Origin of the sequence: Nocardia carnea (genome assembly GCF_029868325.1) — a bacterium.
GTDB classification, from domain to species: Bacteria; Actinomycetota; Actinomycetes; order Mycobacteriales; family Mycobacteriaceae; genus Nocardia; species Nocardia carnea_C.
In genome coordinates this window covers 1-10,321 of the sequence record NZ_JARWNW010000272.1, presented here as the reverse complement: position 1 = coordinate 10,321, position 10,321 = coordinate 1, and the positions used below count along the sequence as shown (strand labels likewise).

Sequence of the window (10,321 nt, the reverse complement as noted above, 5' to 3'; positions counted from 1 at the left end):
GCGCAATGTACCGCCCACCCCGGCGAACTACGCTCAGCGCAGCGGCCGAGCCGGCCGCTCGGGTCAGCCGGCCCTGGTCGTAACCTACTGTGCTACAGGAAATTCCCACGACCAGAATTACTTCCGGCGCTCTGCGCGCCGCCCGGGGCGTGTGCGTGGCCGCTCCCCACAACTATATCCCCCCCGTGCGTGCGGTACCCCGTTGGGGGGGCCTCCGCGGCGGCGGCGGGGCCTACCGCGCCCCCGGTACCGGGTAGTTCCACCACGCCGAGAACCGGGGCGAAGTATTCGGTCGAGAACAGCGTCTCCGCGGCGGCGGGATCGAGCCCGGTCACCAGCGTGCGTTCACCGTGTGCGCCCAGCCGCCGGGCGTCGGGGTAGGCGCTACGCGCCCCGGCCACCCGGTCGTCGCTGCCGGGGTAGTAGGCACGGCGGGCCGGGGCCCGGTCCAGGGCTGCGGTCAGAGCCTCGAGGAATTCGTCCTTCTGCGGCCAATCGGCGGAGACGATCACCGCCTGCGCCGCCACACAGTTGTAGCCGCCGTTGTGCAGCCGCTGCGTCGCGATATGTTCGGCCTGGAACTGCAGATCGGCCGCGCTCCACCGGCCGGGCAGCACGATCGTCGGGGAGACACCGCCGAGTTCACTGCTGATCGGCTTGTCCAGCAGCGGTGTTCCGGCGGACTTGCGGGCCTCGGCGTCCGGGCCGGTACCCCAGACGATCGCGTCATGAGTGGCGGCGCTACCGGTCATATGGACGTGGGCGACCTGCTCGTGGGCGATCAGGCGTCCACCGATATCGGCGCCCCCGGTGAGTATCCGCACCACCCCGAGGTCGATCAGCGGAGCGAAGATCTTTTCGAAGACCGGCAGCAGCGGATCGGTGATCGGGTTCAGTTTCAGCGCGACCACCCGATTGTGCGCGATGAGCTCGTACACGGTGTCCAGCGGCGCGATCGAAGTGATATTGCCCGCGCCGAGGACCGCGCCGATACCGTGCGTGCGGGTCGGATCGAGCTGGGCGAGGCCGGCATTGGCCTTGGCCGCGGCCGAGCTGACGCCCCGCTGCAGCCAGATCTCGGCGCTGAATCCGCTCAGCAGCAGTTCGTCGTACAGGCCCGTGGGCAGCACCTGGACGGTCACCTGATTACCAGCGGCACCGAACTTCGCCTTCGCGAGCGGACTCACGCCCTGCTCCAGCGATTCGAGAGTGCGCGAGACGGCGGCGAGTGCGCCCGCGAACGCGTAGGGTCCGGATATCCACTCTTCGCCCACCAACGGTGACGAAGTGGCCAGGCCCTTGATCCGCACGGCGGCGTCGACCCATTCCTGGGCATGCCGGCCCGTGAGCGCGCGAACCCGGTCGAGTAGGGCGCGTCTGCCGGCCAATGGTAGCCGCGACCATTTCTGCTCGCCCACGGCAAGGTCGGAGACGGCGGCGTCGATAACGGTATCGGTCGCGGCGGGCTGTTCTGTCTGCACGGTGCACTCCGTTGAAGAGAATGGCGCGGTTATCCGGACAACGACGAGTGTGACTGTGCTCACGACCGAAGGGTATGTGTCGATGTTGCGGACCTGGGCCCCGGTATTTGTGCTTGTGCACAATGTCGGCGTGGCCTGAGTCACTCTTCCTGCGTACACTGCCACATATGACCACGCCTGCGCCCGTGACACCCGCGCCCGAAGCATCGGCCTTGGCCGGCCGGCTGTCGGACGCCGTCGAGGTGCTGACCGATATCCTCGTGGGCCGTATCGCCGCGGCCGATCCTTCCTATGGAGAGGCCGGACTGCTGACCGAGGATCAGTTGGCGCATACCTGCCGGGAAAATCTGGCCTCGGTGATCGGTGCCCTGGCCCGTACGCACCCGTTCCGGTTGCAGCCCGCCCGTGCGGCCGGGCGCCTGAAGGCCGAACAGGGCGTCCCCATCGCGGCCCTGTTGCACGCCTACCGGCTCGGTGGCCGGCTCATCTGGGAAGAATTGACCGCGCGATCGAACGGACCCGGCGATCCGCGGCTGCACGATCTGGCCACGCATCTGTGGGAACTCATCGACCTGTACTCCGACGCCGCAGTCGAGGCCTACCGCGATACCGAGGTTCTGCTCGCGCATTCGGACGCCCAGATCCAGAGCCGGCTCATCCGGACCCTGTTCGACGACCATTCCGGGAACCCGGCCAGGGTTCTCGACGTCCTGCGGACGCTGGGATTCCCGGAACGGGGCGCGTTCGCCGTCGTCGCGATCGATACCGAACCGACCGCTCCGTTGCCGGCAAAGCTTTCCGCGGCATTGGACGCCCTCGGCATCAGGTCGGTCTGGGATGCGCAGATCGACGCGTATATCGGGTTGCTGTCCGCGGCCTCCTCGGCCGCGATCGACCGTGCGGCCGCGACGATATCCTCGGTCGTCGCCGACCGGGTCGGGATCAGCACCGTGTTCTGGGCATCGCAGGCCATTCCCGCGGGGCTAGCCGAGGCGCGGCTGGCCGCGCGCTCCGTACGCACCGGTGTGTCCGGGGCGGTCCGTTTCGGTGCGGAACCCGTCGGTCATCTGCTCATCGCCGTACCCGAGGCGGGCCGCCGGGCGGCCGCACAGATCCTGGGGCCGGTCCTTGAACTGCCGGGCCCCGAACGTGACGACCTGATCGCGGCCCTCGACGCCTGGTACCGCTGCGGGGGATCGGCCGCGGCGGTCGCCGAAGCCATGCACTGCCACCGCAATACGGTGCGTTACCGGCTGCGGAAGATTCGCGATCTCACCGGCCGCGACACCACCGATCCGCGCCAGTCCGCGGAGCTGTACCTGGCGCTGGAGGCTTGGTCGCTGCTGGGCGCCGCCCCGGAATCGTGAACCGCGGATGCCTGGACCGGTCAGCCTGCCTTCCCGCCACCGGCGATCAGCAGAGACAATGCGCCGGTATCGAGGATATGGTCGCAGTGCCGGGACAGCATGGTGAGGAACAGTTCGTCGCCGCGATCGGTGCGCTCCACCACGACCGAAGCCGCGATCGACATGATCACGCCCATGAAACTCTGCCGGCGGACCGCTTCCCGGATCCGCTCCGGGGTGTGCGCCGGTTCCGGACCCAGTGCCGCATGATAGGCGCGCAGAAGTTCGTCGTAGTGTGCCCGGCGGAGTTCGGCGGGCAGGGCGCCGCCCAGAAAATAGGCCAGATCGGTGAGCGCGGGTCCGGCCATCACGCCCTGCCAATCCACAACCGTCAGTGAGCGTGCCGCGCCCGGCGCCCCGAACAACATATTGTCCAGGCGATAATCACCGTGCACGAGGCCACGCTGCTCCGCGCTCATCAGCTCGAGGTAGTCGTCGAACGCGGCGACCAGTGAATCGCATACCGAACGCTGGGGGCCTGTCAGGTATTCGCGGTACCGCGCGAGGAACAGCGTATACAGCTGCGCCAGCATTTCGGCGTTCAACAGGGAACCGCGTTCGAGCCAGTCGGCCTCGGTCAGCGACGGCCGCGCCGCGGCGAGGGTATGCAGCCGGCCGAGTGCGGTCACCGCATGCAGCGCCTGTTCCACCGTGGCGCCCCGGATCTCGTCACCGGCCACGGCGGGCGCCGCATCTTCGAGTACGAGATCGAAGGCGCCGGAACCGGCGTCGATGGCGGCGTGATAGCAACGAGGAACGGGGCCCGGGCTCAGATGCGGCACCAGCTCGCGGTAGAAGCGCACCTCGCTGTCGTACAACCCCATTGCCGCCCCGGTCCGCCGGCTGGTCGGGTCTGCCGAGGCGACTTTCAGGATCACCGACGCGGGTCCGGCCGCACCCGGTGCGTAATGGACGGCGATTCGATAGCAGTCACTGACCTGTCCGGTGCCGATGCGCTCATACGAAAAGCCGAGAACGGCGGCATCCAGCACGGCCGTCAGCCACGCGTTCGTGAGGCCGGCCGGATGCGAGACGACCGCAAGGTCCGGAGGATCCACCATGGCCGAACGCTACCGCGCGCCCGGCCCCCGCACCCGAGGTTCGAATATATTACTGTTGGTGTTACCGCACAGTCGGACTCAGGTCCACAGTGCCGCGATCAGAACATTGACGATCGCGAGACCGCCCGCCGCATCCGGCATCCAGGCCGCATCCTTGCCGCGTTTCGCATCGGCCCGCGCCATCTCCGCGAACGCGGCCACCAGCACCGAGATCACCAGCTTGATCCCGATCTTCACCATGTTCAGGTCTTTGTCCAGCGAGGACACCGATTCGGCGAGCCCGACCAGGATCACACCGGTGATCAGCTGGGCCCGCGCGCCCCAGACCATCACCTCGTTGACCCCGGGGCGCCCGGCAGCGTATCCGCCGACCACGGCCGCCATCCCGAGCAGATGGGTGACGACCACAACGTTGTAGACGAGTTCCATGCAACGGAACGCTACTCGATCCCCGAGCCGGCTACTACATAGAGTCGTAAATAGCTGTCGACTCCGGCCGGCCGTATGTGGCCGCCCCGCCATCTACTCGGCGCGAAAGACGGATCGACACCGCATCCTCTGCCGGATCAGCCGACGAACTCCGCGGCGCGACCGGCCATGTCCAGCAAGGGTTGTGGCGCAATGCCCAGCACCAAAGTGGCGGCCGCGGCGACCACGATCGACGCCATGGTGGCCGGTGGCCTGACCACGACCGGCGCATCGGCCGGTGGGTCGGTGAAGAACATCAGCACGATCACCCGGATGTAGAAGAACGCGGCCACCGCGCTCGCCAGTACGCCCACGATCACGAGGAAACCGGCATCACCGGCGGCCGCCGCCTGGAACACCGCGAACTTGGCGACGAAGCCCGCGGTGACCGGGATCCCGGCGAACGACAGCAGGAGAAGGGCGAATGCCGTCGCGAGCCACGGCGCGCGCCGGCCGAGACCGGCCCAGCGCGAGAGTGCGGTGGCTTCGGTGCCGTCGGATTCGCGCACCATACTCACGATCGCGAACGCACCGAGCGTCCCCAATCCGTAGACGAACAGATAGAACAGCGTCGACGAGATCCCGCGGTCGTTCGCCGCGACCAGCGCGGTCAGCAGGAAACCGGTATGCGCGATCGAGGAATACGCGAGCATACGTTTCATATCGGTCTGGGTGATCGCCAGGACGGCACCGACCACCATCGTGGCCACCGCGACCGCGGCCAGTACCGGACGCCAATCGTCGGCGATTTCGGCAACTCCCACCTGCAGCACCCGCAGCAGGGCGCCGATCGCCGCGATCTTCGTGGCCGCCGCCATGAAGGCGGTGATCGGCGTGGGCGCGCCCTGGTAGACATCGGGCACCCAGGCCTGGAACGGGACCGCACCGATCTTGAACAGCAGACCCACCGCCAGCATGGCGATACCGAGCAGCGCGAGCGTGGGCGAACCGGTTTCGGCCGCGAGTGCCTGGGCGATACCGGGCAGCCGTACCGTGCCGGCTTGGCCGTAGAGCAGCGCCACCCCGTACAGGAAGAACGCCGACGAGAATGCGCCGAGCAGGAAGTATTTCAGCGCTGCCTCCTGCGAAAGCAACCGGCGCCGGCGCGCCAGCCCGCACAACAGGTACAGCGGCAGTGAGAGCACTTCGAGCGCAACGAACATTGTGAGCAGATCGTTCGCAGCCGGGAACAGCAGCAACCCGCCCAGGGCCAGGAGCAGGAGCGGAAACACCTCGGTAGGTGTGACACCGGCGGTCGCCGCGGACCGTTCGGCGCCGCTGCCGGGTACCGCGGACGCCTGCGGGGTGAACGCGTCCATCCCGTAATCGGGGACCGCGGCGGCGCGGCTCCAGGTGCCGGGCCCGGACCGGGGGCGGGGCAGCGGTCCACGTTCGGCGACGAAGAGTACGGCCAGGATCCCGACCACCAGCAGCGTGCCCTGGAGGAACAGGGTCACTCCGTCGATGGCGACCGCATCGGCGACGGCGGTCATCCTGGTTCCGGACAGGAGGACCACGGCGATCAATGCGGCGACCAGAGCGGTGAGGGTGAGCGCCAACTGGGTGGGGTACCGGCGCGAGCGTGGCAGGAAGGCGTCCACGAGAACACCCAGCACCGCTGCCCCGAAGACGATCAGAATCGGTGCCAGTGCGTGGTATTCGATACTCGGCGCGGGTATCGAGGCAGCCAGGATGTCACGGCCGTGTGGATCAGCGCTCATGGGGCACACCTCCGCTGTTCGCCGCCTCCGGTTGTACCGGGACCGGCGGTGGTGGATCGACACTGCCGATGGTGGTGAGGGTCTGATGTACCGCGGGATCGATGAAATCGAGAACCGGCTTCGGATACACCCCGAGGAAAATCAGGGCGCCGACCAGCGGCACCACCACGACCAGTTCCCGGGGCACCAGATCGCGGATCCCCTCGTTGCCCTTGGCCACCGGCCCGGTCATCATCCGCTGGTAGAGCCACAGCACATAGATCGCGGCCAGCACCAGTGCCCCGGTGGCAAGGATCGCGGCCACCTGGTAGCGGCTGAATGTGCCGATGAGCACCAGGAACTCACTGACGAACGGTGCGAGACCGGGGAGCGACAGGGTGGCCAGGCCGGCGATGAAGAACGTTCCGGCCAGTACCGGCGCCACCTTCTGCACCCCGCCGTAGTCGGCGATGAGCCGGCTGCCCCGGCGCGACACCAGGAATCCGGCCACCAGGAACAACGCCGCCGTGGAAATACCGTGATTCACCATGTACAGCGTCGCGCCGGTCTGGCTTTGACTGGTCATCGCGAAGATACCGAGCACGATGAAACCGAAATGGGAGATCGACGTGTAGGCGATCAGCCGCATCACATCGGTCTGCCCGATGGCCAGGAGCGCACCGTAGAGGATGCCGATCACGGCGAGGGCGATCACCAAGGGGGCGTAGGTATCCGAGGCGGCCGGGAACAACAGCAGGCAGTAGCGCAGCATGCCGAAGGTGCCGACCTTGTCCACCACCGCCATCATCAGCACAGCGCTGGCCGGTGTCGCGGAGACCGCGGCATCCGGTAGCCAGGTGTGCAGCGGCCACAGCGGCGCCTTCACCGCGAACGCGAACATGAACCCCAGGAACAGGGCATTGAGCACTGCCGGCCCGGCGCCGAGTTCGCCGGCATTCGCGGCCGCCACCACCGTGCGCAGATCGAACGTGCCCGCCCCGTCGGCGCCGAGGCCCTGCTGGACGGTGAGAACGTAGAGACCGATCACCGCCGCCAGCATGATCAACCCGCCGAGCAGGTTGTACAGCAGGAATTTCACCGCGGCCCGCGAACGCTGCTGCCGCGCCGGCGCGCTGTCGGTGCGGGGCCCGAATCCGCCGATGAGAAAATACATCGGAATGAGCATGGCCTCGAAGAACACATAGAACAGCAGGATGTCGAGGGCGAGGAAGGACATCAGCACCATGCCCTCGACCAGCAGGGTGAGGGCGATATAGATATGCGCGGCGCGTTTCCCGGACCCCACCTCGCGGTCGTCGTGCCAGCCCGCGACGATCAACAGCGGCACCAGTCCGGCGGTGAGCAGCGTGAGCACCAGCGCGATTCCGTCGACGCCGAGGGTGTAGCCCGCGCCGAACGCCGGTATCCAGGTATGGGATTCGACGAACTGGAACTGTTCCCCGCCCGGCTGGAAGGCCATGGCGACGCCGAGCGCCACGGCCAGCGTCGCCACAGCGAACACCAGTCCGGTCCAGCGGGCCGGGGTCGACCGGCCGGCGGGCAGCAGGAGCACAACTGCCGCGCCCACCACGGGGAGCAGCCAGAGCACGGTCAACCAGGGCACGGCGCTCACCAGATCCTTACGGCCAGCAGGGCGGCGGCCACCAGGGCCGCGCCGGTGAACATGGACAGGGCATAGGAACGGACGAATCCGGTCTGTACTCGCCGGGCGCGCGCAGATAGACCGCCGATGAGGGCGGCACAACCGTTGACGAGTCCGTCGATACCGCGGTTGTCGAGGTAGACCAGTGCCCGGGTGAGGTGTTGGCCGGGTCGCATGAACGCCGCCTCGTTGACCGCATCTCCGTAGAGGTCACGGCGGGCGGCCACGGTCACAGCGGAGACCGCGGCCGGTGCGGCGGCGGGGACCTTCGCGCGACCGTACTGCCGGTAGGCGAGCCCGATACCGACAGCGACCACCCCGAGCGCGAGCGCGGTGATCACGGGCACCGGCAGCGCAGGTTCACCGTGATGTTCGCCGACGACCGGGGCCAGCCAGTTCTGCAGCGATGATCCCCAGACCAACACCGCACCGGCGCCGACGGAACCGAGCGCCAGCAGGATCATCGGTCCGGTCATCACACCGGGGGATTCGTGCGGGTGGGTATCGGGTTTCCAGCGGCGCTCCCCGAAGAAGGTGAGCAGCATGACCCGGGTCATGTAGAAAGCGGTGAGTCCGGCGCCGATCAAGGTGACGGTGCCCAGAATCGGTCCCGCGACACCCTCGGCGGCGAACGCGGCCTCGATGATCCGGTCCTTGGAGAAGAACCCGGCGAACGGTGGTACGCCGATGATCGCGAGATACCCGAGGCCGAAGGTGATGTAGGTGATCGGCAGCAGCGTGCGCAAACCGCCGTAGCGGCGCATATCGGTCTCGTCGTCCATGGCGTGCATCACCGACCCGGCGCCCAGGAACAGCCCGGCCTTGAAGAAGCCGTGGGTCAGCAGATGCATGATGGCCACCGCGTAGCCCGCGGGCCCGAGGCCGACGGCCAGCACCATATAGCCGATCTGGCTCATGGTCGACGCGGCGAGCGCCTTCTTGATGTCGTCCTTGGCGCAGCCGATGATCGCGCCGAAGAGCAGGGTCACCGCACCGACCAGCACCACCGCGACCTGTGCGGTGGGTGCGAGGTTGTAGACCGGATTGGAGCGAGCGATCAGGTACACCCCGGCGGTGACCATGGTGGCGGCGTGGATGAGCGCCGACACCGGTGTGGGGCCTTCCATCGCGTCCCCGAGCCAGGACTGCAGGGGTACCTGGGCGGATTTACCGCAGGCCGCCAGCAGCAGGAGCAGCCCGATTGCGGTGAGGGTGGCGTCGCTCGCGGCGGACGCGGACCCGAAGACCGCGTCGAAATCGACCGAGCCGAAGGTGGCGAACATGACCATCATGGCCAGCGCCAGCCCCATATCGCCGACCCTGTTCACCACGAACGCCTTTTTGGCCGCCGTCGCCGCGGTCGGCTTGTGGTACCAGAACCCGATCAGCAGGTACGAGGCGAGACCGACACCTTCCCACCCCAGGTACAGCACGAGGTAGTTGTTCGCCAGTACTAGCAGCAGCATGGCCGCGAGGAACAGGTTGAGATAGGCGAAGAAGCGCCGGCGGCCGGGGTCGTCGTTCATATAGCCGACCGAATAGATATGGATCAGCGAGCCGACGCCGGTGATGAGCAGGGCGAAACACATCGACAACTGGTCCAGTGCCAGCCCGAAGTCGACCTGTAGCCCGGCCACCGGAACCCAGCTGAACAGATCCGCCGACACCGCACGGTCCGGATCGGCGCGGCCCAGCATTCCCACGAAGGCCACGATCGCGACGGCGAAAGACGCCAGCGCGGCGAAAGTCGCGAGCAGATGACCCCAACTATCGGCGCGACGGCCTGTGAGCAGAAGTACGGCGGCACCGGCGAGGGGCAGCGCGGGCAGCAGCCACAGCGTTGCGGTATCCATATCAGCGTCCTTTCGACATGCTCGGGAGCGCTACGTGGTTACACTGCGCTGGCGCCTCCGCGCTTGACCCGAACATGTCAGAACTTCAGCAGGTTGGCGTCGTCGACCGAGGTCGAGCGGCGGGCGCGGAAAATGGTGATGATGATGGCCAGTCCCACCACGACCTCGGCCGCGGCGACCACCATCGTGAAGAAGGCGAACACCTGACCGTCGAGGTTCGCGTGCATCCGGGCGAAGGTCACGAACGCGAGATTGACCGCGTTGAGCATCAGCTCGATGCACATGAACACGATGATGGCGTTGCTGCGCAACAACACTCCCGCGGCGCCGATGGTGAACAACAGCGCGGACAGGAACAGATAGTTCTCGGGATTCACCGGGTACCTTCCTCGTCGGCCGGGCGAGCGGTGGGATGCCCGGCGCCGGGCGCCGGGGTTTCTCCGGTGCCGGGCGGCGCGGTATCGCCGGCGGGACGTTCCGCGGGGGGGGGAGCGCCCCCGAGGATAGCGGGGAGGGGGGGGGGCCCGGGGGGGCGCGGGCGCCGGGGGGTGGTGGGCCCGCGTTTCAGGGAGGGACCGGCCGGGAGCAGGCCGTGGCATTGGTCACCGGGGCGGCGCGCGGGCTGGGGGCGGCGATTGCGCGGGAGCTGGCGCCCGACCACGAGCTGCTGCTCGGGGCACGGACCGCCG

General features: G+C 67.8%; 7 protein-coding genes and 2 pseudogenes. 2 read left to right on the top strand and 7 right to left on the bottom strand.

Annotated features, from left to right (window positions below):
• Window positions 1-212 precede the first annotated feature (212 nt).
• A pseudogene (locus tag QH196_RS26580) lies at window positions 213-1,481 on the bottom strand (aldehyde dehydrogenase family protein); the annotation flags it as partial.
• Window positions 1,482-1,648: 167 nt separating this feature from the next.
• On the opposite strand from QH196_RS26580, the gene QH196_RS26575 reads away from it, so the two are divergent.
• The gene (locus tag QH196_RS26575; protein WP_280418576.1) at window positions 1,649-2,848 is read left to right on the top strand and encodes a PucR family transcriptional regulator; all 1,200 of its coding nucleotides are present in this window, start codon (window positions 1,649-1,651) and stop codon (window positions 2,846-2,848) included.
• 20 nt (window positions 2,849-2,868) lie between these two features.
• Here the strand turns inward: QH196_RS26575 and QH196_RS26570 are convergent, their stop codons facing one another.
• The 6 genes from QH196_RS26570 to nuoK form a co-directional block, all read right to left on the bottom strand.
• Window positions 2,869-3,948: a phosphotransferase gene (locus tag QH196_RS26570; RefSeq protein WP_280418575.1), complete on the bottom strand. Its 1,080-nt coding sequence runs from the start codon at window positions 3,946-3,948 to the stop codon at window positions 2,869-2,871.
• A 78-nt stretch (window positions 3,949-4,026) separates the two neighbouring features.
• On the bottom strand, window positions 4,027-4,377 hold the full coding sequence (locus tag QH196_RS26565; RefSeq protein ID WP_280418574.1) for a hypothetical protein: 351 nt from the start codon (window positions 4,375-4,377) through the stop codon (window positions 4,027-4,029).
• 137 nt (window positions 4,378-4,514) lie between these two features.
• Entirely contained in the window at window positions 4,515-6,137 is a 1,623-nt protein-coding gene (gene nuoN / locus QH196_RS26560; protein ID WP_280418573.1) for an NADH-quinone oxidoreductase subunit NuoN, read from the bottom strand.
• Window positions 6,127-7,749: an NADH-quinone oxidoreductase subunit M gene (locus QH196_RS26555; RefSeq protein WP_280418572.1), complete on the bottom strand. Its 1,623-nt coding sequence runs from the start codon at window positions 7,747-7,749 to the stop codon at window positions 6,127-6,129. The genes nuoN and QH196_RS26555 overlap by 11 nt, the downstream gene beginning before the upstream one ends.
• The gene (gene nuoL, locus QH196_RS26550; protein ID WP_280418571.1) at window positions 7,746-9,632 is read right to left on the bottom strand and encodes an NADH-quinone oxidoreductase subunit L; all 1,887 of its coding nucleotides are present in this window, start codon (window positions 9,630-9,632) and stop codon (window positions 7,746-7,748) included. Before nuoL ends, QH196_RS26555 begins: the two co-directional genes overlap by 4 nt.
• Before the next feature lie 77 nt (window positions 9,633-9,709).
• Window positions 9,710-10,009 (bottom strand): NADH-quinone oxidoreductase subunit NuoK, encoded by a 300-nt coding sequence (gene nuoK, locus QH196_RS26545; RefSeq protein WP_033241823.1) that lies wholly within the window; start codon window positions 10,007-10,009, stop codon window positions 9,710-9,712.
• Window positions 10,010-10,224: 215 nt separating this feature from the next.
• Between nuoK and QH196_RS32395 the strand changes: the two are divergent.
• A pseudogene (locus tag QH196_RS32395) lies at window positions 10,225-10,321 on the top strand (short chain dehydrogenase); the annotation flags it as partial.